This window comes from Mesobacillus zeae (assembly GCF_003570705.1).
Lineage (GTDB): Bacteria > Bacillota > Bacilli > Bacillales > Cytobacillaceae > Mesobacillus_C > Mesobacillus_C zeae.
Genome location: NZ_QWVT01000008.1, coordinates 331,441 through 355,305, shown reverse-complemented (window position 1 = coordinate 355,305; position 23,865 = coordinate 331,441). Strand labels below are relative to the sequence as shown.

20 protein-coding genes are annotated in these 23,865 nt (G+C 45.6%); all 20 read right to left on the bottom strand.

Translation table 11 applies throughout. The features are described from left to right. Window positions 1–29 precede the first annotated feature (29 nt). Entirely contained in the window at window positions 30–1,076 is a 1,047-nt protein-coding gene (gene asd / locus D1970_RS04220; RefSeq protein WP_119111616.1) for an aspartate-semialdehyde dehydrogenase, read from the bottom strand. Between the two features lie 250 nt (window positions 1,077–1,326). After that, window positions 1,327–1,926 carry a dipicolinate synthase subunit B gene (gene dpaB / locus D1970_RS04215; protein ID WP_119111615.1) on the bottom strand — a complete coding sequence of 200 codons (600 nt, stop codon included), beginning with the start codon at window positions 1,924–1,926 and terminating at the stop codon, window positions 1,327–1,329. Between the two features lie 3 nt (window positions 1,927–1,929). After that, window positions 1,930–2,826 (bottom strand): dipicolinic acid synthetase subunit A, encoded by an 897-nt coding sequence (gene dpaA, locus D1970_RS04210; protein ID WP_119111614.1) that lies wholly within the window; start codon window positions 2,824–2,826, stop codon window positions 1,930–1,932. 235 nt (window positions 2,827–3,061) lie between these two features. Further along, the gene (locus tag D1970_RS04205; protein ID WP_119111613.1) at window positions 3,062–3,301 is read right to left on the bottom strand and encodes a YlmC/YmxH family sporulation protein; all 240 of its coding nucleotides are present in this window, start codon (window positions 3,299–3,301) and stop codon (window positions 3,062–3,064) included. A gap of 118 nt (window positions 3,302–3,419) precedes the next feature. Next, a complete protein-coding gene (locus D1970_RS04200) occupies window positions 3,420–4,652 on the bottom strand; it encodes a M16 family metallopeptidase (protein WP_119111612.1) in 1,233 nt (410 codons plus the stop codon). 88 nt (window positions 4,653–4,740) lie between these two features. Then, a complete protein-coding gene (locus D1970_RS04195; protein WP_119111611.1) occupies window positions 4,741–5,700 on the bottom strand; it encodes a polysaccharide deacetylase family protein in 960 nt (319 codons plus the stop codon). 116 nt (window positions 5,701–5,816) lie between these two features. Next, window positions 5,817–7,940 (bottom strand): polyribonucleotide nucleotidyltransferase, encoded by a 2,124-nt coding sequence (gene pnp, locus D1970_RS04190; RefSeq protein WP_119111610.1) that lies wholly within the window; start codon window positions 7,938–7,940, stop codon window positions 5,817–5,819. 314 nt (window positions 7,941–8,254) lie between these two features. Beyond that, entirely contained in the window at window positions 8,255–8,524 is a 270-nt protein-coding gene (gene rpsO / locus D1970_RS04180; RefSeq protein ID WP_119111608.1) for a 30S ribosomal protein S15, read from the bottom strand. Between the two features lie 124 nt (window positions 8,525–8,648). After that, window positions 8,649–9,596, bottom strand: a complete 948-nt coding sequence (ribF, locus tag D1970_RS04175; protein ID WP_119111607.1) for a bifunctional riboflavin kinase/FAD synthetase — start codon at window positions 9,594–9,596, stop codon at window positions 8,649–8,651. Between the two features lie 35 nt (window positions 9,597–9,631). Continuing rightward, window positions 9,632–10,552, bottom strand: coding sequence for a tRNA pseudouridine(55) synthase TruB (gene truB / locus D1970_RS04170; protein ID WP_119111606.1), 921 nt, complete (start codon window positions 10,550–10,552; stop codon window positions 9,632–9,634). Between the two features lie 55 nt (window positions 10,553–10,607). Further along, window positions 10,608–10,973, bottom strand: a complete 366-nt coding sequence (rbfA, locus tag D1970_RS04165) for a 30S ribosome-binding factor RbfA (protein WP_119111605.1) — start codon at window positions 10,971–10,973, stop codon at window positions 10,608–10,610. Window positions 10,974–10,991: 18 nt separating this feature from the next. Next, window positions 10,992–11,273, bottom strand: a complete 282-nt coding sequence (locus tag D1970_RS04160; protein WP_119111604.1) for a DUF503 domain-containing protein — start codon at window positions 11,271–11,273, stop codon at window positions 10,992–10,994. Beyond that, the gene (gene infB / locus D1970_RS04155; protein WP_119111603.1) at window positions 11,273–13,762 is read right to left on the bottom strand and encodes a translation initiation factor IF-2; all 2,490 of its coding nucleotides are present in this window, start codon (window positions 13,760–13,762) and stop codon (window positions 11,273–11,275) included. The genes D1970_RS04160 and infB overlap by 1 nt, the downstream gene beginning before the upstream one ends. Before the next feature lie 19 nt (window positions 13,763–13,781). Beyond that, on the bottom strand, window positions 13,782–14,081 hold the full coding sequence (locus tag D1970_RS04150; RefSeq protein ID WP_374978533.1) for a YlxQ family RNA-binding protein: 300 nt from the start codon (window positions 14,079–14,081) through the stop codon (window positions 13,782–13,784). Continuing rightward, window positions 14,081–14,362 carry an RNase P modulator RnpM gene (gene rnpM / locus D1970_RS04145; RefSeq protein WP_119111720.1) on the bottom strand — a complete coding sequence of 94 codons (282 nt, stop codon included), beginning with the start codon at window positions 14,360–14,362 and terminating at the stop codon, window positions 14,081–14,083. Before rnpM ends, D1970_RS04150 begins: the two co-directional genes overlap by 1 nt. 17 nt (window positions 14,363–14,379) lie before the next feature. Then, window positions 14,380–15,492: a transcription termination factor NusA gene (gene nusA, locus D1970_RS04140; protein ID WP_119111601.1), complete on the bottom strand. Its 1,113-nt coding sequence runs from the start codon at window positions 15,490–15,492 to the stop codon at window positions 14,380–14,382. Window positions 15,493–15,554: 62 nt separating this feature from the next. Further along, window positions 15,555–16,025 (bottom strand): ribosome maturation factor RimP, encoded by a 471-nt coding sequence (gene rimP, locus D1970_RS04135; RefSeq protein WP_119111600.1) that lies wholly within the window; start codon window positions 16,023–16,025, stop codon window positions 15,555–15,557. Window positions 16,026–16,249: 224 nt separating this feature from the next. Beyond that, complete coding sequence (locus D1970_RS04130; protein ID WP_119111599.1) at window positions 16,250–20,572, bottom strand: PolC-type DNA polymerase III; 4,323 nt, start codon at window positions 20,570–20,572, stop codon at window positions 16,250–16,252. A 151-nt stretch (window positions 20,573–20,723) separates the two neighbouring features. Then, complete coding sequence (locus D1970_RS04125; RefSeq protein WP_119111598.1) at window positions 20,724–22,430, bottom strand: proline--tRNA ligase; 1,707 nt, start codon at window positions 22,428–22,430, stop codon at window positions 20,724–20,726. A gap of 117 nt (window positions 22,431–22,547) precedes the next feature. Then, window positions 22,548–23,807, bottom strand: a complete 1,260-nt coding sequence (gene rseP / locus D1970_RS04120) for an RIP metalloprotease RseP (RefSeq protein ID WP_119111597.1) — start codon at window positions 23,805–23,807, stop codon at window positions 22,548–22,550. Window positions 23,808–23,865: the final 58 nt, after the last annotated feature.

Below are 23,865 nucleotides of genomic sequence, written 5' to 3'. Positions count from 1 at the left end.
TCTCATACGATGAATCCTGTACCCTCTAACTACACAAGCTCAAGCTTAACCAGGCTTTCGGCAATCTGGACGGAGTTCCAGGCTGCACCTTTCAGCAGGTTGTCGGAAACGACCCACATATGGAAGCCTTTTTCATAGTCAAGGTCCTTTCGCATTCTTCCGACAAAAACCTCGTTCTTGCCGACACAGTTTGCAGGCATTGGATACAATTGCTGTGAAGGGTCATCTTCAAGAATGACACCAGGAGCGTTTTTCATCAAATCTTTTGCTTCGTCAATGGTGAGGCCTGCTGTTTCTGTCTCAAAATAAACCGACTCTGAATGCCCGATGGCTATCGGAAGGCGCACGCAGGTGGCTGCAACCTGCAATGACGGCATATGCATTATTTTCTTTGTTTCATTAATCATCTTCATTTCTTCGAACGTAAAGCCATTATCCTGGAAAGTATCAATCTGCGGAACTGCATTAAAAGCGATTTGGTAATGCTTGCTCGCGGATTTAACCGGAAGGATCTTCGGTTCCACCTCTTCATCGTTCATCAAGGCTTTAGTTTGTCTTTTCAGTTCATCCACTGCCGCAGCCCCTGCACCTGACACAGCCTGATATGTCGATACAATCACTTTGCCCAGGCCAAATTTCTGGCGGAAAGGCTCGAGTGCAACAACCATCTGAATGGTAGAGCAGTTAGGATTAGCGATAATGCCATTATGGTTTTTCAAATCCTCTTCGTTCACTTCGGGCACGACAAGCGGCACATTTTCATCCATTCTGAACGCGCTTGTATTGTCTACGACAATGGCACCCCGCTTGACTGCTTCTGGTGCCAGTTCTTTCGACACGCTTCCCCCTGCGCTGAAAAGAGCTATCTGCACACCTTCAAAGCTTTCAGGCAGCGCTTCCTGAATAGTAATTTCCTGGCCTTTAAAAAAAGCTGTTGTGCCTGCGGAACGCGATGAAGACAATAACGTTAACTTAGAGATTGGAAAATTTCTTTCTTCAAGCGTCTTGATCATCTGCTGGCCAACAGCCCCGGTTGCGCCTACGACAGCAACGTGGAAACCTTTTTCTTGCGGCATGGTTCGTTTCCCCTTCCAAAGTGAATTTACAATCCGGAATCCCGGTTTTTTTAAGTATCAAGCGGCAGACAGGGAAAATGCCTAAACTATCTGCCGATTCTTAATATCATTTATTTTATCATATTCATTCATGAAGGAAAGGGCCATTTTGTCTCTCTGTCTGAATAAAGGATAATAGTGCCACGCAGTGTTCAAATTGGAAGGGGACAAATTTTCCTATCACTTAAAATCATATTTCCTGTTTAGAGGACTACGCATCGTCGCGAAACCGCTCCACAATCACTGGCTGCAGCTGCTGGCCGCTAATAGCACTGATGATGGTCTCGCGGAGCATACCCATTCTCGCCACCATGCTGTTAGGTTTACTTTCAGGATCATCCTGGCCAAAAGGAATAAAATAAACGTTTTTTGCAGACATAAGCCTCATGAGGTTTACACCGTTTAACCCTAGGGCATCGTTCGTTGATATACCAAGAACTACCGGTTTTTGATTCCTTAACGTTGCCTTGGCTGCCATCAGTACGGGAGAATCATTCATGGCGTTAGCAAATTTGCTCATGGATACACCAGTCATTGGGGCGACAACCATACAGTCAAGCGGCATTTTAGGCCCCAAGGGCTCCGCTTTTACAATTGAATCGATCACTTTGTTGCCTGTCAGGGTCTCTATCCTTTCGATCCAGTCCTCACCTTTGCCAAAACGGGTATTCGTCGTCTGGACAGTGAACGTAACAACAGGAACTACTTCTGCCCCTTCGTTGACAAGCTTTTCTATCTCCGGCATAACAGCGTCATACGTACAATGCGAACCTGTCAAACCAAAGCCGATCCTTTTTCCTTTCAGACTCATTGCCTATATCCCCTTTCTTTCGGTATATTCATCCCCGATTAGTTGTGCAAGAACGTTGGCAAGTATCTGTCCGGCTGTTTTTGGGGCAACGATTCCAGGCAGCCCTGGAGCGAGAAGCGCTTTGATTCCTCTCTTTTCAGCATAGCGGAAATCTGTGCCTCCCGGTTTGGATGCAAGATCAATGATTAGTGTATGGGAAGGCATTTTGGAAATGATGGACGCGGTTACGACCGGGTGGGGAATCGTATTGATACATATATCGATATCCCCGACCATACTCCCTAGATTATCAAGGTGAAATGGGGTCAAAGCCATTTCTGCTATTCTGGCAAGGTGTTCGCTTTTTCTTGCCCCTACTCTCACTTTTGACCCCAAAGCATGGAAGCTCCGCGCGACACTTACCCCTACTCTTCCTAGCCCAAGAACAGCAACATTCGATCCATGAATTGTAAAGTCTGTGTGCTGGATCGCCATCATAATCGTCCCTTCAACGGTTGGGATAGAATTGTATATAGCGACATCATCACGTTCAAACAAGAGAACAAGCTGCCTTTTTGCCTGTTCGGCAATACCTGTGAGGTAGGCGTTGCTGATTCCCGAATAAATCATGCAGTGTGATGGGGTTTTCTCAACCATTTCTTTTGTCAGGATGACCTTTTCGCTTGAAAAAATCGTTTCCACCTGGCCCTCGATACTAGTCCCCGGTACTGGAAGGATCAGCGCATCCTGTGCGGCGAAATCCAGTTCATCCATTTTTTCTTTTGCTGCTCCTGTAAACGCATGGTCCAATTGTTCAAAGCCAATAAGCGATAGCTTGGCGTCAAGCTCCGTCAGCTTGCGGATAATCTCAAGCTGCCTTGCATCGCCCCCAAGCACAGCAATCTGCATTCCTGTCAGCATAGGAACCATCACCTTCTTTTCAATTATCGAACAGGAATCCTTACAGTATTTACTCCAACATCATATGTCAATTAAACCGTTGTGGTGAGTTTTACTCTAGCTTCCGGAAAAAAAAGAGAGCAGAATACGACTTCACACCCATAAAAATTTGCCCCAACACAAAAAGATCGCCTCTTTACCCAGCTATTGGCTAGCTAAGTAAGGACGATCTTTTACTGAGGCAGGCTTCTGCCTCCTATTCTTCAGGAATGTCGATCATGACCATATCAGGACCGATTTTTTTGATATGCTTCCAAGGGACTCGCAGCTCGTTTCCTTCCCGCTTGAAACCGAACCACTTTAATGATGGGATGACTAGGGCCTCCACCTGTCCTGTTCGCTCATCGATCTCAAGGTCAGTCTGCCCGAGCACACCAAGCCTTTCTGCTTTTTTTACATCAACGATTTCTTTTCCGCCAAGTTCACTTAAACGCACTTTCCACCCTCCTCTTTACTCTCCTTAATAAAGTGTATCATCAGAGCTCTTTTTTTAGACGAAGGAAATGTAAAAACAGCCCACATCAGAGGGCTGTTAAAAAAGATGTATATTTAAATTAAAACTTCGGCAAAACTCCATCCGGGCTAATAAGCGAAACGGAGAAATTGTCTGTAAAAATGGATTTGCCCAGGCTGTCAACGCTGTGTTTGGTGACCTGGTCAATCTGCTCGACTATTTCATCGAGCGAACGATGGCGGCCGAGAAGTAGTTCGTTTTTCCCGTTCCTACTCATCCGGCTGTTCGTGCTTTCAAGGCTTAGCATCAGGCTGCCCTTCAGCTGTTCCTTGCTGTTGTTCAATTCTTTTTCAGTGATTCCATCTGCCGTTAGCTTGGAAAGCGTTTCATGCACTGTTTCATATAGAACATCCAGCTGTTTCGCGCCCGTTCCTCCATAGATGGTCACAACCCCGCTGTCAAGATAAGCGGAATGGTAAGAGAATACAGAGTAAGCCAACCCTCGCTGCTCCCTTACTTCCTGGAAGAGACGGCTGCTCATGCTTCCGCCGAGCACATTATTCAGGACAATCAGGCTGTATATGTCTTTATGACCGATTTGCAGCCCTTCAAAGCCGAGACAAAGGTGAGCTTGTTCCGTTTCCTTTTTGCGGGAAACCCTGTTCGAATGGAAGGAAGGTTTTGGCTGTTCTGCATGGCCTTTCCCGGCTTCATACGATCCAAACAGTTTTTCTGCATCGGAAATAAAGGTTTCTGGTACATTCCCGGCAATTGAAATAACGACATTTTCAGGAGTGTAAGTGTCGTGCATATATTGTTTAAGCGTATCACCAGTAAACGTTTCGAGTGTTCCTTCAGTCCCAAGTATCGGATATCCGAGGGAATGGTCATTATAGATGGCTTTCCCCAGCAAGTCATGCACAATATCGTCAGGCGTATCTTCATACATTTTGATTTCTTCGTTAACGACATTCTTTTCTTTATTCAATTCTTCTTCCACAAACGTAGAATTGAAGAACATGTCGGCAAGCACATTCAGTGCAAAAGGTGCATGGTTGTCGAGCACCTTTGCATAGTAGCAGGTATATTCCTTTGAAGTAAAGGCATTGACCTGGCCGCCGATGCTGTCAAAAGATTCGGCAATGTCCCTTGCAGATCTTGTTGTCGTTCCCTTGAAGAACATATGTTCAAGGAAATGGGATATCCCGTTATTCTCGGGATTTTCATTTCTTGAACCTGTACCGATCCAGACACCAATAGCGACAGAACGGACTGTCGGAATTTGTTCAAGAATAATTCTTACTCCGTTTTGGCATGTGTATTTCTTAATCAAATAAATTCCTCCTCTGGAACCTGCTGCTAAAACTACTCCTGCATTAAAATAGTATATTTCATTCTCGGCACTTTTTCCAAACAGAAGGTTATTTTTTTGTTATTTTTGTCATAATGCGTTCTTCATCCAGCAATTCCGACACCGTTCCGATTTCAAGATTCCTCTTTTCCATCTCCGTTATCAGCCGGTCGAGCGACTTTGCTGTTGATTCGGTCGGGTGCATCAGAATGAGTGCGCCGCTATGCACTTTTGTAGTCACCCTGTTGATGAGAGTCTGCGGATCAGGCTTTTGCCAGTCAATGGTATCCACACTCCACATTATAGTGCCAAGGCCGTTCGCAGCAGCAACCTTCACTGTTTCATCCCGGTAGCCGCCGCTTGGCGGAGAAAACCAGCGGCAAACCTTGCCTGTTGTTGTCTCAATGATTGCATTCGTTTTCTTTATTTCTTCATTTGCCTTAGCGGCCGACAACCTCTCCATTTTAGGGTGTGAGAACGAATGATTTCCTGCCTCATGTCCTGCACTAACAATCATTTTTGCGAGACTCGGATTATTTTTTACCCAGCGCCCTTCCATAAAAAAAGTTGCCTGTACATTATGTTTTTTCAAAGTGGCAAGCATGTCCGACAGATACTCATTTCCCCAGGCAACATTGATGACAAAACTCACCATTGGCTTTTCCTGGTTTCCTTTGTATATGGCTGCAGGGGGGAGGTTGCCCAAATGCACTTTGGGGCTAACCTGTTCCAGGACCAGCTTGTCTTGTGAATACTTTCCGGACTTTTTCATTTTCCTGTAGGATTTTTCAAGATCCACCTTGAGACCATTATAGCCTGGAATCGCCTTCCAAACCGGGTCGATTCTGGCGTCAATCGGGGCTGTTTCATATTTTTCGGCCTTTCTTTCTATTTCCCTATACAAGTGATTTTCATGCATGGATACAGGAATCGTATCACTTTTCAGTTTTGCCACATAAAATTGGGAATATGTATTATTCACCAGCAGCCAACCAAGAATGATTGCCGCGCCCAGAAATAGTTTTCGCATTATGCCTTCCCCCTTCCCTAAAAATTATGAGGGAAACGGACAGGGTAGAACATCCGGACGGTGAAAATCAAGTATAACCAGCAAAAAACCAGGGTTCCCCCTGGCTTAAAAAAGATCTATTTCTGCTCGGCCTGTTCTGCCTTTTCACGCTGTTCCCTTAACACGGCTTTGCGGGAAAGGTTAACACGGCCCTGCCTGTCAATTTCGGTTACCTTTACGAGCAATTCATCGCCAAGCTTCACTACATCCTCAACCTTGCCTACACGTTCTTCAGCAAGCTCGGATATATGGACGAGACCATCTTTGCCATTGAAGATTTCAACAAATGCACCGAATTTTTCAATTCGTTTCACTTTTCCAAGATACATTTGTCCAACTTCAACTTCACGGACAATATCTTCAATGATCCGCTTCGCTTTTTGGTTCATTTCTTCATTGATTGAAGCGATAAAGACGGTGCCATCCTGTTCAATGTCGATCTTGACGCCAGTTTCCTCAATAATCTTATTGATTTGTTTTCCGCTTGGCCCGATGACATCACGGATTTTGTCTGGGTTGATTGTCATTGTCATGATTTTTGGCGCGTACTTGGAAAGCTCTGTTCTTGGCTCTGCAAGTGTATTCAGCATAGATTCAAGGATTTGCATTCTTCCTTTCTTCGCCTGCTGAAGGGCTTCCTCAAGAATTTCACGGGACAGTCCGTCAATTTTAATGTCCATTTGCAAGGCTGTAACACCTTTTGCTGTACCAGCCACTTTAAAGTCCATATCTCCTAGATGGTCTTCCATCCCCTGGATGTCTGTCAGGATTGAATAGTGTTCGCCTGATTTTATAAGGCCCATGGCAATCCCGGCAACCGGAGCTTTCAATGGAACACCTGCATCCATCAATGCCAGCGTGCTGGCACAAATACTTGCCTGTGATGTAGAACCATTAGATTCAAGTACTTCTGATACCAAACGGATTGTGTAAGGGAAATCCTTCTCCGATGGGATAACCTGTTCAAGTGCGCGTTCACCCAGTGCGCCATGACCGATTTCTCGTCGGCCTGGACCGCGGATTGGACCTGTCTCACCTACGCTGAACAGCGGGAAATTATAATGATGCATAAAACGTTTCTCTTCTTCAAGGCCAAGTCCGTCAAGAATCTGGACATCCCCCATTGCGCCAAGTGTACAAATGCTGAGCGCCTGTGTTTGTCCCCTTGTAAACAAGCCCGAGCCGTGCGTTCGCGGCAGCAGACCAACTTGTGAAGAAAGTGGGCGGATTTCATCCACACCGCGCCCGTCAGGACGTACTTTTTCTTCAGTAATCAAGCGGCGTACTTCGCCTTTGACGATTTTATCAAGAATTTGTTTAATTTGTTTAAGGTCAGAATCATCGGCTTCTTGTTCCTGGTATTGCTCGATGATTTTATTTTTGATCACTTTAATTGCAGCCTCGCGTGCATGTTTTTCCTTCACCTGAATCGCAGCAAGCATATCCTGTTCACACAATTCGCGAACTTCTGCTTCAAGCTTAGGGTCAAGTTCGAACAAAGTGATGTCCATCTTCTCTTTGCCGACTTTAGCGGCGATTTCCTGCTGGAATGTAATCAGTTTCTTGATTTCATCATGCCCAAACATGATGGCTTCAAGCATGACTTCCTCAGGCACTTCCTCCGCGCCTGCCTCAACCATGTTAATCGCATCCATTGTACCCGCGACAGTCAGATGCATGTCGCTTTTTTCCGTTTCTTCGACAGTTGGGTTGATGACAAACTTTCCATCTACTCTTCCGACAATTACTCCGGCAATCGGTCCTTGAAATGGGATATCAGAGACAGTCAAAGCAAGGGATGAACCAAGCATTGCGGCCATTTCAGATGGGCAGTTCTGATCAACACTCATAACGATTGAAATAACCTGAACATCATTCCTGAAACCATCTGCGAACAGTGGGCGGATAGGACGGTCAATCAGACGGCTTGAAAGGATCGCTTTCTCGCTTGGACGGCCTTCTCTTTTAATGAAGCCTCCAGGTATTTTACCGACTGCATACAGTCGCTCTTCATAGTTGACAGTCAAAGGAAAGAAATCGAGATTTTTTGGCTCCTTTGAAGCAGTTGCAGTGCTGAGCACCACTGTATCTCCATAGCGTACCATAACGGCGCCATTGGCCTGTTTAGCAAGCTGTCCGATTTCAACGGTCAGTTCGCGTCCGGCCCAGTTTAATGAAAACTGTTGTTTTTCTTGTTCCATTCAAATGCCCCTCTCTAACGTGGATCATTATGGCATTTGCCAATTGGCAAATGCGTGATAGCAGTTCATGTATGTTTGCAGCATAATTGCTGTTCTTATCACAAATATACCTTATTAAGGAAAAATAAAACCCGAAAATGGGCCTGTCCAGCAAAACAAAATGCTTTCCATACAGTTATATTATGTACAGAAATCAAGCTTTCTACAAGCTTTGTCAATATGTACGCAAAAAATACGGGCAGTACAAAAAGCGGGAAACTTTCCCCTGAAAAAATTGCCTAATAAAAAAGCGGGAAAAATCCCGCTTCTGCAGACTATCTACGTAAACCAAGACGGTTGATTAGTTCACGGTAACGTGAAACGTCTTTGTTACGAAGGTAAGTCAAAAGGTTACGACGCTTACCTACCATTTTCAAAAGACCGCGACGTGAGTGATGGTCTTTCTTATGAACGCGCAAGTGACCGTTCAAAGTATTGATTTCTTCAGTAAGGACAGCGATTTGAACTTCTGGTGATCCAGTGTCGCTTTCATGAGTTCTGAATTCAGCGATCAGTTCGTTTTTACGCTCTTTTGTGATTGCCATCCGTATCCACCTCCTGTAATTTATCCCCATTTACCGAGCAAGCGTCGGTGACTCGACTTGCCAAGCAAAGGTTCCTTTTTTGGTACGTTTATAAGAATACATCTTTTCACCCTAAAAAGCAAGTCTAACCATGGTAATTTTCAAAGTAGACAAGGGCTTCCTGCCTGTCTTTCGCGATTTGGCCGACGAGTTCATCAATTCCGGAAAACTTCTTTTCTCCACGAAGCCTGGCATGCCATTCAACTTTGACATATTCATCGTAAATTTCTTCTTCAAAATTGAAAATATGCACTTCGATGGAAGGCTTGGGTTCCCTGTTTTCCTTGAATGTAGGCCGGTACCCGATGTTGCAGACACCGAAGTGCCAATCCCCCTTAACATTGATCCTTACTGCATAAACTCCTGTCGGCGGGATGATATATTCTTCAATATTGACATTTGCTGTCGGGAAACCAATTGTCCTCCCGCGCTTATCACCGTGTATCACAGTTCCGCTCGTTGAATATGGGCGACCGAGAAGAGAAGGAAGTTCTTCCATCCGTCCCTCCCTCAGGCAGGAACGGATAAGTGTAGAACTGATTTTTTCCCCTGATGAGGCAAGCTTGGGGACAACGGCATAATCAAACATCCCTCTGGAATGAAACGGGATTGTTTCCATTGTTCCTTTTCCCATTTTCCCATAGGTGTAATCGAAGCCCGCGACTACTGTTCTAACATTCAGGTCAATCACATATTGGTCAATAAACTCCTGCGGAAGGAGGTTGGAAAATTCCTGGGTAAAATGGACAACAAACAGATAATCCACACCCATTCCCCTTATATATTGGATCTTATCTTCAATCGGAGTGATATATTCAACATGCTGGATGCTTTTTCCAAGAACGACTGAAGGATGCGGATCAAATGTCATTACAGCGCTTTTCATCCCAGCTGAATCAGCCGTTCGTTTCGCTTCGGCGATGACTTGCTGGTGTCCAAGATGCACACCGTCAAAATAGCCAAGCGCCATGGCAATGGGCGGGAAGTCATCATTTTTGTATGAATGAGGATGCTGCAGCTTAATGTATTCCACGTTACTGTTCACCTTTTCTGTCAAAGCCTGAATGTTTATTCCGGCTCGTTCCTAATTACTTTATCCGGCTTGATCAGACCTGGTTTGGCCGGATGCTTTCGATAGATTGCAAGTACGGTTCCATCGTTTAGGCAGACTGAAATTGGCCCTTCTTCTTCAAGAAGATTCTCTGGAATCTCGAGCACTGCACCGTTCCTTACTTTCTCTGCTACTGTATCATTTATCCGGAATTTCGGCAAATGAGATACCCCTTCATCAAGCGGCCGCAAAAGTTCTTGAACCCTGCCTTGTTCGGCTGCTTCTTCTATCTCGGCAAATGTATGGCAGTCCTCCAGCAGAAATGAAGCGGACTGATACCTTTGCAAATAAGACATGTGCGCCGGATAGCCAAGCATATCGCCGATTGTAACGGCGAGTGTCCTAATGTATGTACCCTTGCTGCACGAGACCCGAAAACGGAAGGAAACAAGATCTCCCTCAAAAGTTTCGCGGTCGTCCAGGAGTTCAATGCTGTATATATTTACTTTCCTCGATGGCCTGTCCACTTCAATTCCCTGACGGGCATATTCATATAGACGTTTCCCATTTACCTTAACAGCAGAAAACATGGGAGGCGTCTGGATAACTTCCCCCGTAAGTTTAGTTAGGGTATTTACGATTTCTTCTCTTAAAATCGCCCTGTCTACGCGTTTTTCTTCGATTACTTCACCAGAAGAATCCTCCGTAGCTGTTGAAAAGCCTAGAGTCACTTCTCCTTCATAGCTTTTCCCCGCGTCCGTGATGTACTCCGCAACTTTGGTTGCTTTTCCAATACAAATCGGAAGGACACCCGTTACATCGGGATCAAGTGTCCCAGTATGCCCAATCCTCTTCATCCGCAGAATTTTTCTCAACCGGAAAATGCAGTCATGCGATGTCATCCCAGCAGGTTTGTAAAGTGGCAAAATCCCTTCCAAAGGGGCACCTCCTTATTTTTCTTAAAAAAATGGATAGACAAAATTGTCTATCCACCTACTCTCCATCATGATTGTCTTTGTTTTGTGCCTGAACTTGATGAAGAAGTGTATCAATCCTGTTTCCATAATCGATGGATTGATCAAATTCAAATGTAATTTCGGGTGTTTTCCTGAGCCTGATTCGCTGGCCGATTTCACTTCTGATGAAACCTTTTGCCTTCGCAAGTGCTTTCAGTGTATTTTCTTTCTGGGCTTCGTCGCCAAGAACAGAGATAAACACTTTCGCCTGCTGAAGGTCTCCGGTAACCTCAACATCCGTAACAGTCACAAATCCAATCCGCGGATCTTTGATTTTCCGGCCAATGATATCGCCCAGTTCTTTTTTCATTTGTTCTCCAACACGATTTACCCTGTGGGCCATACTATTTCACCTCTTTATTTAAAGCCATTCTATATCTGTTATGGTCCGTTCAATTTCAGGGAAAGAATCGACCAACCTTAGGGCCTGCTGCAACTCCCTTTCAACCTGGACACGGGCGGAGGAAACCGCTGCAATGGCGATTTTTGTCCGCTGCCAGGTATCCTGGTGGTCCACTTCAGCGACCGAAACATTGAATTTCTGTTTCAGCCGCATCATGATCCGCTGCAATACAGCCCTCTTGTCTTTCAAGGAGTGAGCATCATAAATGAGACACTCGAATGAGGCTAGCCCCACTACCATTAACGTTCCACTTCTTCCATGATGTATGCTTCAACGACATCGCCTTCCTTGAGATCATTGAAGTTTTTAATGGTAATTCCGCACTCATAACCTTGTGCAACTTCTTTTGCATCATCTTTAAAACGCTTCAATGCGTCAATCTGGCCTTCGAAAATAACGATTCCGTCACGGATCAGGCGCACGCCGCTGTCACGGGTGATCTTTCCTTCGGTAACGTATGAACCAGCAATTGTTCCGATTTTGGAAACTTTGAAAGTTTGGCGGACTTCAGCCTGGCCGATTGTTTTTTCCTGGTAAACAGGATCAAGCATGCCTTTCATCGCTGACTCGATTTCCTCGATCACTTTGTAAATGATACGGTGAAGGCGGATATCGACCTTCTCGGAGTCGGCAGCACGCTTGGCATTATTATCTGGACGGACATTGAATCCGATTACGATGGCATTCGATGCAGCAGCAAGTGTAATATCAGATTCATTAATTGCGCCTACACCTGTATGGATGATCCTAACATTAACGCCCTCGACATCGAGCTTCTGCAGTGCAGCTGCCAATGCTTCAACAGACCCTTGAACATCACCCTTAATAATCAGGTTCAAGTCTTTCATTTCCCCTTGTTTCATATGTTCAAACAACGTATCAAGACTAACGCGTGTTTTTTCACTGCGCTGTGCCTGAACAGCCTGCTGAGAACGTGCCTCACCAACTTGGCGGGCTGTTTTCTCGTCTGTGAACACGACAAATCTGTCTCCAGCAAGAGGTACATCATTCAAGCCGGTAATTTCCACAGGAGTAGATGGGCCGGCTTCCTTGACGCGGCGACCGATATCATTGACCATTGCGCGGACACGGCCGAAAGTATTTCCGACCACGATTGGGTCACCGACTTTAAGTGTTCCGTTCTGGACAAGCAACGTAGCAACAGAGCCGCGGCCCTTGTCTAGCTGCGCTTCGATCACAGTACCCACTGCGTTACGGTCCGGGTTTGACTTGTATTCTTCGACTTCACTTACAAGAAGAATCATTTCAAGGAGGCTGTCGATTCCTTCGCCAGTCAATGCGGAAAGCGGAACAAAGATTGTATCCCCGCCCCAGCTTTCAGGAACAAGGCCATGCTCTGTCAACTCCTGCATAACTTTATCAGGGTTTGCAGCTGGCTTATCTATTTTATTCACCGCAACAATAATAGGTACGTTAGCGGCCTTTGCATGGTTTATGGCTTCAATTGTTTGTGGCATAACGCCATCGTCTGCTGCAACAACCAGAATTGTGATGTCAGTAATTTTCGCACCGCGCGCACGCATTGTTGTGAAAGCTGCGTGGCCAGGAGTATCTAAGAATGTGATTTTCTTTCCGTTGTCCACGATCTGGTATGCACCGATATGCTGTGTAATTCCGCCAGCCTCGCCAGCAGTTACCTTTGTGTTCCGGATGGAGTCAAGCAATGTTGTTTTACCATGGTCAACGTGGCCCATGATTGTAACAACAGGCGGCCTTTCAGACATGACAGCGCCTTCGTCCTCTTCGAAATAAACTTCAAGATCAGTCGTGTCAACTAAGATCTCTTCTTCAACCTCTACTCCGTAGTCGGTTGCAATAAGTTCGATTGCATCCTTGTCTAGATCTTGGTTGATCGTTGCCATAACGCCAAGCATAAACAGTTTCTTGATGATTTCTGAAGGCTCTCTGTAAAGCTTTTTAGCAAGCTCTCCAACAGTTAGTGATTCCGTAAAAGTAATTTTTTGCGGAAGCTCTCTTTCCTTCTTCACTACAGGCTGGACTGGCTGTTGATGCTGTTGTTTCCCACGGTTGTTCTGCCCTTTTCCCCGATTATTGTTTCCACGGTTTGGACCATTGTTGCCGCGACCGTTAAACTGGGAAGTTCCCGGTTTTCTAGCCCCCTGGCTTTGAGGCCTTTGGCCGTTCTGACCCTGTGCTGGACGTTGTTGTCCCTGGCCACCCTGTGCCGGGCGTTGCTGACCTTGCCCTTGTGCCGGACGCTGTTGTCCCTGGCCTGGTCTTTGCTGTTGACCTTGTGCTGGACGTTGTTGTCCTTGACCTGGTCTTTGACCCTGTCCCTGTGCTGGGCGCTGTTGTCCCTGGCCTGGTCTTTGGCCTTGCCCCTGTGCTGTGCGCTGCTGTCCCTGGCCTGGTCTTTGGCCTTGCCCCTGTGCTGTGCGCTGCTGTCCCTGGCCTGGTCTTTGCTGTTGGCCTTGTGCTGAACGCTGTTGTCCCTGGCCTTGCCTTTGCCCTGAGTTTTGCTGTGATTGTGCTGGCCGCTGCTGCGAGCCTGACTGTTTTTGAGTTGTAGTTGTTTGTTGTTTTTCTTCTGATTTATTATAAATGGCGTCTAATCTCCTCACGGTATCTGGTTCCATTGCCGTCATATGGTTTGAAACCTCTAGTTTCATTTCTTTCAATTTCCCAATTATGTCTTTACTTGAAACATTATGTTTTTTTGCATATTCATAAACGCGTGTTTTGCTCATAATTTCACCCCCGCTAGAATTAATCGAGCAGCATCAGCATTTTTCTCGCAAACCCATCATCCAGTAGGGCAACTACTACACGAGCCTCTTTCCCGATAGCCTTGCCAAGGATATACCGATCCTCGACTAGTCTGTATGGCACGCTATAGTAATTACATTTATCTGTAATTTTTTTATGGGTATTGGCCGAAGCGTCCTTCGCTAAGAGGACCAGCTTCGCCTTACCGCTTCTGATCTCTTTTACAGCCAGCTCTTCACCCGAAATGGTTTTGCGTGCTCGATTGGCTAAGCCAAGCAATGACGTCCACTGACCTTTCATCAGATTAGTCTTTTCTCCTTTTCAATGAACTGGATAAGTTCATCATAGATTGATTCATCAATTTTAGCTTCCAGCTGCTTTGACAGAATATTTTTCTTTTTGGCGAGCTGGACAGCTTCAACGTCCTTAGAAAGATATGCACCGCGTCCGGATTTTTTTCCGGTGTGATCGATGGATACCTCACCTTCCTTGGAGCGAACGATGCGAACGAGTTCTTTTTTGGGCCTCATTTCACCGGTTGCGATACATTTCCGCATCGGAATTTTTTTTCGGCTGTTCACGATCATTTCCCTCTCCCTTATTCAAAATCGCCTTCTGTCAAATCTTCGTCACTATCTTCAAACAAGCCGCCGTTTTCGCGCGGGTAAATCCCCGCTTCACGCGCTTCGCTTTCAGATTTAATATCAATTTTCCATCCGGTAAGCTTTGCTGCAAGACGGGCATTCTGCCCCCGTTTGCCAATAGCCAGCGACAGCTGGTAATCAGGAACGATAACAGTTGTCGACTTTTCATCATCACCGATAATTACATCAAGGACCTTTGATGGGCTCAGTGCATTGGCAACAAAAATGACAGGATCATCTGACCATTTTACAATGTCGATTTTTTCGCCTTTAAGTTCGTTTACCACTGCTTGAACCCTTGTCCCTTTAGGACCGACGCAGGAACCGACCGGATCTACTTCAGCGTTATCAGAATGAACAGATATTTTTGATCTGTCCCCTGCTTCGCGGGCAACAGATTTAATTTCAACTGTGCCATCATAAATTTCTGGAACCTCAATTTCAAACAGCCTTTTCAAAAGGCCGGGATGAGTCCTTGAAACAAAGATTTGCGGGCCCTTGGTTGTCTTTTCCACTTTCGTGATAAAGACTTTAATTCTGTCATGGGGCTTATATCGTTCATTCGGCATTTGTTCATTTGCCGGGAGAATCGCTTCGATTTTCCCTAGACTCACATAAATAAACTTCGAGTCAAGGCGCTGGACAATCCCTGTCATAATGTCTTCTTCGCGATCGATGAACTCAGAGTAAATGATGCCTCGTTCAGCTTCGCGCACCCGCTGGGTCACAACCTGTTTGGCAGTCTGCGCAGCAATGCGGCCGAAATCCTTCGGAGTAACCTCAAGTTCAACGACATCTTCAACGACGTAATTCGGGTTGATACCCTTGGCTTCCTCAATCGATATCTCAAGCCTTGGATCAAATACTTGATCAACGACTTCTTTCCTAGCAAAAACCCTCATTGAACCATTCGCAAGGTTCAGGTCGATGCGTACGTTCTGTGCTTGGTTAAAATTGCGGCGATACGCAGAAATAAGCGCTGCTTCAATCGCTTCAATCAGAATGTCCCTGGAAATGCCTTTTTCTCTTTCAAGCAGTTCCAGAGCATCCATTAATTCACTGCTCATTTGGTTAGAATCCCCCTTTATATACTTCGGTTCATTTTTCCAATTGGTGTTTAAAAAACGGATTAAGAAAAAGTAACTGCAAGGCGGGCGCTGGCAATTTTGTCTAGAGGCAGTGAAATGCTTTTCTTACGTGTTTTTACTTTCACTTCAACTGTGACACTTTCACCATCATAAGCAGTCATTACGCCTTCGAAAGCTTTTTCTCCATCAATAGGTTCATATGTTTTGATAAAAACATTCTTCCCGATGGCCTTTTGGTAATCCCGCTCTTTTTTCAAAGGACGTTCTGCCCCGGGAGAGGATACTTCAAGGAAGTAGTTGTGCTGTATGGGATCAAGCTCATCAAGTTTCTCGCTTAGCCGTTCGCTTACAATGCCGCATTCCTCGATATCAACTCCATTGTCCTTATCGATATATACGCGAAGGAACCAGTTCTTTCCTTCTTTTACATACTCGATATCAACAAGTTCAAGATCAATTTCGTCTAATATTGGAGTGACCAGCTCTTCGACAACCTCTGTCACTTTGCTCATTTTATCCCTCCTTTGGAAAGGTTTTGTTATCTCCGTCTTCAAATACAAATATCCGGAAGAGTGCTTAACAACACGAAAGAGTGGGTTTCCCCACTCTCGTCTGCCAGAGATTATCTTAAGTATTTCCAATAAAAATATAACATAACCGGGCATTTAATGCAAACAGCGAAAAAGCAGGATGCAAGTGGCCAGCCCTTGCCGCAGTAGTTATTTTTAAGCATCGATTAAAACAGGGACAGCTGATTTTGGTCCGGCAGGGATTCCAGGCAGCCTTGATTATCTAGATATTCGATGATCGTCTTGGAAACTTTCCCGCGCTGCTGAAGATCTTCTTTAGATAAGAACTCCCCTGTTTCCCGTGCCTTAACAATATTGATTGCAGCGTTGGTCCCAAGCCCCGGGATGGCATTGAAAGGCGGAATAAGCGTATTTCCTTCGATAATGAAGTCGGAAGCGTCCGAACGATAGAGATCGACTTTCTGGAAGGAGAAGCCACGCTGACACATTTCAAGCGCAAGCTCCATGACGGTCAGAAGGTTTTTCTCCTTTGTGGAAGCTTCAAGGCCTTTCGCATTGATTTCTTCAATTTTCGCCTTTATGCTCTCTGAACCACGAACCATTGCTTCAACATCGAAATCCTCTGCCCTGACGGTAAAGTAGGCTGCATAATAAAGGAGCGGGTGATGCACCTTGAAATAAGCAATCCTTACCGCCATCAATACATAGGCTGCGGCGTGCGCTTTCGGGAACATGTACTTAATCTTTTTACAGGAATCGATATACCATTCCGGCACTTCGTTCTTCCGCATCTCTTCTTCCATTTCATCGGATAGGCCTTTCCCTTTCCGTACCGATTCCATGATTTTAAAGGCAAAAGCCGGCTCAAGGCCCTGGTAAATCAGGTAAACCATGATATCGTCACGACAGCCTATTACCTCACTGAGCGTACAGATGCTGTTATGGATCAGTTCCTGCGCGTTCCCAAGCCAGACATCCGTTCCGTGGGAAAGCCCTGAGATCTGCACCAGCTCAGAAAATGTTGTCGGCTTTGTATCCTCAAGCATCTGCCTGACAAATCGTGTTCCAAATTCCGGGATGCCAAGCGTTCCGGTCTTGCACATAATTTGCTCTTCCGTCACGCCCAGTGATTCTGTATTTTTGAAAATTTTCATGACTTCAGGGTCGTCTGTCGGAATGGTCTTCGGATCAATGCCGCTTAAATCCTGAAGCATCCGGATGACAGTTGGGTCATCGTGTCCGAGTATATCTAGCTTCAAGAGATTATCGTGAATGGAATGGAAATCAAAGTGCGTTGTCTTCCATTCAGATGTGCTTGCATCTGCTGGAAACTGGATTGGCGAAAAGTCGTAAATATCCATGTAATCCGGTACAACGATAATTCCTCCAGGGTGCTGGCCCGTAGTCCGCTTAACACCTGTACAACCTGATGCCAGGCGGTCGATTTCCGCCCCGCGAAGGAGCAGGTTATTGTCAGACTGGTACGCCTTCACATAGCCAAAGGCTGTTTTATCTGCAACAGTTCCGATTGTTCCAGCACGGTAGACATTATCTTCGCCAAAAAGTACTTTCGTATAATTATGGGCCCTTGGCTGGTATTCACCTGAAAAGTTCAGATCGATATCGGGAACTTTGTCACCTTTAAATCCGAGGAACGTTTCAAACGGTATATCATGTCCGTCTTTTCTATATTTTGACTCGCAATTCGGGCAATCCTTGTCCGGAAGGTCAAAACCCGAACCGACAGACCCGTCATTAAAGAATTCCGAGGTTTTACACGACGGGCAAACATAGTGCGGCGGCAGCGGGTTTACCTCTGTAATTTCAGTCATCGTAGCAACAAACGATGATCCGACAGAGCCCCGTGAACCGACAAGGTAGCCATCATCGAGCGATTTTTTTACAAGCTTATGCGAAATAAGATAAATGACGGCAAACCCGTGGCCTATGATACTTTTCAGCTCTTTTTCCAGTCTTGCTTCCACTATCTCAGGGAGAGGCTCTCCATAGATGCTTTTCGCCATTTCATAACTCATGCTGCGCATCTCGTCATCCGCACCCTCGATTTTAGGGGTAAAGAGATCATCCTTGATCGGTTTAATATCATCAATCATATCGCTAACCCTGTTAGGGTGGTCAATTACAATTTCCTTCGCTTTTTCCTTGCCAAGAAACGAAAAACAATCGAGCATTTCATTGGTTGTACGGAAATGGACGTCCGGAAGGTTATGTCTGTTCAGTGGATTTGCTCCACCCTGCGAATTGACCAGTATTTTTCGGTAAATTTTATCATTCTTGTTCAAGTAGTGGACATTCCCCGTTGCAACAACAGGAAGATCCAGTTTTTCGCCAAGCTTGACGATGTTCGAAATGATTTCTTCAAGTGCTTTTTGGTCACTGACAAGCTCAAGCTCGAGAAGGTGTGCATACACTTCCTTCGGATGCACCTCAAGATAATCATAAAATCCGGCAGTGTCTTCCACTTCCTCGGGGGATTTTTGCATCATCCCTTCAAACACTTCACCTTTATCGCAGCCGGAACCGACAAGAATGCCTTCGCGATACTTCTGCAGGATGGAGCGCGGGATGCGCGGAACCCGGTAAAAATACTCGAGATGGGAAATCGAGACTAGTTTAAACAAATTCTTCAAACCTGTTTCATTTTGAGCTAACAGAATGCAGTGGTGCGGGCGGGCCCGCTGGTATGCTTTTCCTTTACCCATATTCTCGTTTAGCTGGTTATGGAATTCGATTCCCTTCTCAAGGGCATCCCTCAGCATTTTCAACAGTAAATAGCCGGTTGCTTCCGCATCATAAATCGCCCGGTGATGCTGGGTTAGCTCAATATCAAACTTCTTGGTAAGTGTGTTGAGCCGGTGGTTTTTCATGTCTGGAAACAAAAACCTGGCCAGTTCGAGTGTATCAATGACAGGGTTTGTCGCTTTTTCGTATCCGATTTTTTTATAGCCTACATTTAAAAAGCCCATATCAAACGAGGCATTGTGGGCCACAAGAATGGCATCCCCCGCCCAATCATAGAATCTCTCAAGGACTTCCTTGATTTCAGGTGCGCTCTCAACCATATCGTCCGTTATTCCTGTCAGGTTGACAGTTGTAGCTGACAGTTTATGGTGTGGATTCGCAAACGACTCAAACCTGTCGATGATTTCCCCGTCCCTGATTTTGACTGCAGCAAGTTCAATGATTGTGTTATACACGGCAGACAAGCCAGTCGTTTCAACATCGAATACTACATAAGTAGCTTCTTCCAACCGGCGGGGAGCCTCATTATAAGCAATCGGCACACCATCATCCACCAGGTTAGCCTCTAACCCATATAGAATCTTAATATCGTTTTTCTTACCTGCACCAAAAGCTTCCGGGAAAGACTGGAGCACTGCATGGTCAGTCACGGCAATGGCCTTATGTCCCCATTTTTTTGCTTGGGTAATCAGCGCGCTGACAGGAGTGACAGCATCCATTTGGCTCATCGGAGTATGCAGATGGAGTTCTACCCGCTTTTCCCCTTCTGGAGAAGTATCCATTCTCTGTTTTGGCTTTATTTCATTTACATCGTTTCCAATCATGACAAGGTCACGGACAAAAGTATCATTCTGGATGCTGCCTCGCACTTTTAGCCACATGCCTTTTTTAACACGATTATAAACAGCAGCATCCTCCTTATCCCTCGAGAACATTTTCACCATGATAGAACTTGTATAATCAGTAATTTTAAAGGTTAATAGTGTGCGGCCGCTCCGAAGCTCCCTTGTCTCTGCAAAGAATACATACCCTTCCACAGCGACACGGCGCTCTTCATCAATGATATCTTCAAGCCTTCGGAAGTCGGCATCGTCCTTGATGGTGAGTCCAATCATGACAGGGCCCTCATGCTGGCCGTCTCCCTGGTCTTTCTCGGACTCCTTCTTCTGCATTTCTGCCAATGCCAGCAGTGCCCTTTCTTGGTCTTCCTTTTCTTTTGCCTTTATAAAATCCTCATATTCTGGGGAAGGCCCATTTTGGACAACCTCTATATCAATTGCCAAAAGCGGAAAACCGAAAGACTGCAGAATATTGGCGATCATCGCGGAATATTTCCGTTTGATTGCCATACCTTCTGTTTCATTACTGACACCCAGAACAAGCTTTGAACCATGTATTTTTGGCATCTGCTCGTTTAAAAGCTTTAATAAAGGAGGCGAAATGCCGTCAATTTCCTTGACACAGCTTTTCCAGTAATCAAGCAGCTCTTCTTCAGTGAACGATTGGTCCTGAACATTGACCGTGAAGGAAACCGCTGCGATATGGGAAAAAGCCTTCTCTAACGCAGCCGTAAACCTGCTGAAGAGACTGCAGGGTATAATTCTTTCGAAAACAAAGAAAAAATGCCATTTTTTCGCCTTCTTTTCGACGATAACCTTGTCGATCGACGCATTGTAAAAATGGCTGGCAGCCGCATCCTCAGTGAGCTGCAGCTGCTGCAGCAAGTGCTGGAAGCTCTCTTTCTTTTTAGAGGAAAGATCGGTCATGAAATTCTCTCCAATCGTAAAAGTCACAAAATCGGTCTGGCCGACGTGAACTTGGTTTCATACAGCAAAGGTAATTATAACATAAAAACAACATTGGCCTTCTCAAAAAAAAATGCCAGACCCAGAAAAGGCGGGTCCGGCATATTCTATACTACTTACGGGATTCCAGAAGGGCAGCAATCTCTCTTTCAAGATCTTCAAGCGCCACTTCCTGCATTTCTCCAGTTTGTCTTGACTTCAATTCAACGATTCCTTCGGATGCCCTCTTGCCGACAGTTACCCTGACAGGGAGGCCAATCAAATCCGCATCGGCAAACTTAACCCCTGCCCTTTCAGTGCGGTCATCAAGCAGTACCTCGAAACCGGCCTTTTTAAGTGTGTCATGCAGCTGAGCTGAAACTCTTGCCTGCTCTTCATCTTTCATGTTAACAGCAATAACATGGACGGCAAACGGTGCAACAGCTGACGGCCAAATCAGTCCTCTGTCATCGTTAAACTGTTCAGCAACCGCGGCCATGGTTCTTGATACTCCGATGCCGTAACAGCCCATGATCATCGGCTGGGATCTGCCGTTTTCATCAAGGTATACCGCATTCATAGCCTCGCTGTACCTTGTTCCAAGCTTGAAGACATGTCCAACTTCGATTCCTTTTGCAAACAAGATGGTCCCCTCACCATCCGGAGAAGGATCGCCCTCCTGGATGAACCTCAGGTCGGCATACTGAGATGGCTTGAAGTCTCTATCAAGATTGACGTTCATGTAATGCCAGCCTTCTTCGTTCGCTCCGCATATACCATTTACAATCGCTTCAACTGCATGATCGGCAACGATTTCAATGTCTTTCAGCCCAACTGGCCCCAGCGAGCCGGCGGCACAGCCAAGGATTTGCTTTGCTTTGCCAGGTTCTGCCAGCTCTGCAACATCTGCTGAAAATAGGTTCTTCAATTTAATGTCATTTACCTCATGATCCCCGCGAACAAGGACAAGCACATGCTTATCATCAACCTTGAAGAGCATCGATTTTATACAGTTCTCCGCTTTAACGCCGAGGAAGCCTGAAACCTCTTCAATCGTCTTTTGGTCTTTTGTTTCGACTTTTTCAAGCTCTTTTGCTTGCTCATTGCTTTTTTCATACTTCATTGTGACTGGGGCCATTTCGATATTGGCTGCATAGCTAGATGTATCGGAATAGGCAATTGTGTCCTCTCCTACATCTGAAAGAACCATAAACTCATGAGTATCTTTTCCTCCCATAGCTCCAGAATCAGCTATAACAGCGCGGAAGTTCAGTCCGCAACGTGCAAAAATATTGGAATAAGCAGTGAAAATTCTTTCATACACTTCATCTAGGCTATCTTTAGAAGCGTGGAAGGAATAGGCATCCTTCATGATGAATTCCCTGCCCCTAAGCAAGCCAAAACGCGGACGCTTTTCGTCCCGGAATTTTGTCTGAATCTGATAGAGCGTGAGCGGGAGACGTTTGTATGACTTGACTTCATCACGCACAAGGCTTGTGATAACTTCTTCATGTGTCGGTCCAAGAACAAAATCCCGTTCGTTCCGGTCCTTTATCCTCATTAACTCCGGCCCGTAAGAATACCATCTGCCGGATTCCTGCCATAATTCTGCCTGCTGAAGTGCCGGCATGAGAAGCTCAGCCGCTCCTGCGTTGTCCATTTCTTCCCTGATGATTGCTTCCACTTTTTGCAGCACACGCTTTGCAAGTGGCATATAGGAATAAATGCCGCTCGCATTTTGACGGATAAACCCAGCTCTTAGGAGCAGCTGATGGCTTTTGGTGTCAGCGTCTGCAGGCACTTCCCTTAATGTAGGAATAAGCATCATGCTTTGCTTCATAGTTTATTCACCTCTTCAAAGTCTAGGAGACGGTTATGTATGGCCGCTGGGCACGGTGTCTGCCGCACCCGGAATAGACCATTGTACCCGGCCGTCTAAAAAGCCCGGGTACAGAGATTATAAGAAAAATCTTTGGATATCGTTCCATGTTACAACAAGCATTAATAGCATGAGCAAGGCAAAACCGATAAAGTGGACCATCCCTTCTTTGTGTCGGTCAATCGGCTTCCCTCTCAACGCTTCGATTCCGAAAAACATCAGCCTTCCTCCATCAAGTGCAGGAAACGGCAGGAGATTCATTATACCAAGGTTGATGCTCAATATCGCAGCCCAATGCATCAAATAGATCACTCCAGACTTCGCCACCGTGTCCGTGGACACATAAATCCCGACTGGCCCTGACAATGCATCAATGGAAAACTGTCCTGTCAAAAGCTTGCCAAGCATGGAGAAAATCTCTTTTGTCCAGTTATATGTTTCCTCAAAACCATAAGTAAAGGATTTTAATGCCGACTTTTCGACAGGGCTGAATACGCCGATAATCCCCATCTTTTCATCCTCTATCTTCTTCACTTCAGGTGTAACTGGAATTTCAAGCTGTTTTCCGTCCCGATCGATTGAGAACTCTAAATTTTTGCCAGGGCTGTTGCGGATAATATCAACTACATCAGACCAGCTAGAGATTTCCGAGCCATCAATTGCGAGAACGGTGTCCCCCTCTTTCAGACCCGCCTTAAAAGCTGAACCTTCCGGAGTCAATTTGCCAAGTACAGGGTCATTAACAGGTACCCCTTGGATAAGCGCAAGAATAATGAACACAATGAACGCGAGGATGAAGTTCATCATTGGCCCTGCAAAAATGGCCATGGTCCTTTGTCCAAGTGTCTTTGCGGCAAACTGTCTGTCATAGGGCGCTATCTGAGTTTCAACTCCGCCCTCTACGAGTACTGCATCCCTGCGAAGCGGGAATACCTTCAACTCTTCTTCCTCGCCCTCTTCATAACCGCTGATGAAAAGCTCCTTCTCGATATCCGCTTTTTCCACTTCAACAATTCGGGCATCCGGATATTTCTCTTTGTTGTTAATGATAATCTTGCTTGCAAAGTTATTTTCGTCAAAAACAAGTCCGACACGATATCCTGGTTTGATTTCAATCATTTCCGGATCTTCTCCTGCCATTCGAACATAACCTCCGATTGGCAGCAGGCGGATCGTATAAGTTGTTTCTCCTTTTTTGTGGGAAAAGACTTTTGGCCCGAAGCCAATCGCAAATTCCCTGCACAAAATTCCGGCTCGTTTCGCAAAAACGAAATGGCCTAGTTCATGGAAGAATACAAGTGCGCCAAAAATGACGATAAAGGCAATGACTGTACTCAATAAGATGACCACCTTTTTTCAGGGATAGGAAAAACAGCCTTCCTGTCTTGCTGGAGCT

Coding starts and splice junctions, on each gene's coding strand:
- asd (WP_119111616.1), bottom strand. CDS start 1,076: ATGCCGCAAGAAAAAGGTTTCCACGTTGCTGTCGTAGGCGCAACCGGG.
- dpaB (WP_119111615.1), bottom strand. CDS start 1,926: ATGAGTCTGAAAGGAAAAAGGATCGGCTTTGGTTTGACAGGTTCGCAT.
- dpaA (WP_119111614.1), bottom strand. CDS start 2,826: ATGCTGACAGGAATGCAGATTGCTGTGCTTGGGGGCGATGCAAGGCAG.
- D1970_RS04195 (WP_119111611.1), bottom strand. CDS start 5,700: ATGCGAAAACTATTTCTGGGCGCGGCAATCATTCTTGGTTGGCTGCTG.
- pnp (WP_119111610.1), bottom strand. CDS start 7,940: ATGGAACAAGAAAAACAACAGTTTTCATTAAACTGGGCCGGACGCGAA.
- rpsO (WP_119111608.1), bottom strand. CDS start 8,524: ATGGCAATCACAAAAGAGCGTAAAAACGAACTGATCGCTGAATTCAGA.
- rbfA (WP_119111605.1), bottom strand. CDS start 10,973: ATGGCCCACAGGGTAAATCGTGTTGGAGAACAAATGAAAAAAGAACTG.
- D1970_RS04160 (WP_119111604.1), bottom strand. CDS start 11,273: ATGGTAGTGGGGCTAGCCTCATTCGAGTGTCTCATTTATGATGCTCAC.
- infB (WP_119111603.1), bottom strand. CDS start 13,762: ATGAGCAAAACACGCGTTTATGAATATGCAAAAAAACATAATGTTTCA.
- D1970_RS04150 (WP_374978533.1), bottom strand. CDS start 14,081: ATGAAAGGTCAGTGGACGTCATTGCTTGGCTTAGCCAATCGAGCACGC.
- nusA (WP_119111601.1), bottom strand. CDS start 15,492: ATGAGCAGTGAATTAATGGATGCTCTGGAACTGCTTGAAAGAGAAAAA.
- rimP (WP_119111600.1), bottom strand. CDS start 16,025: ATGAGCAAAGTGACAGAGGTTGTCGAAGAGCTGGTCACTCCAATATTA.
- D1970_RS04130 (WP_119111599.1), bottom strand. CDS start 20,572: ATGACCGATCTTTCCTCTAAAAAGAAAGAGAGCTTCCAGCACTTGCTG.
- D1970_RS04125 (WP_119111598.1), bottom strand. CDS start 22,430: ATGAAGCAAAGCATGATGCTTATTCCTACATTAAGGGAAGTGCCTGCA.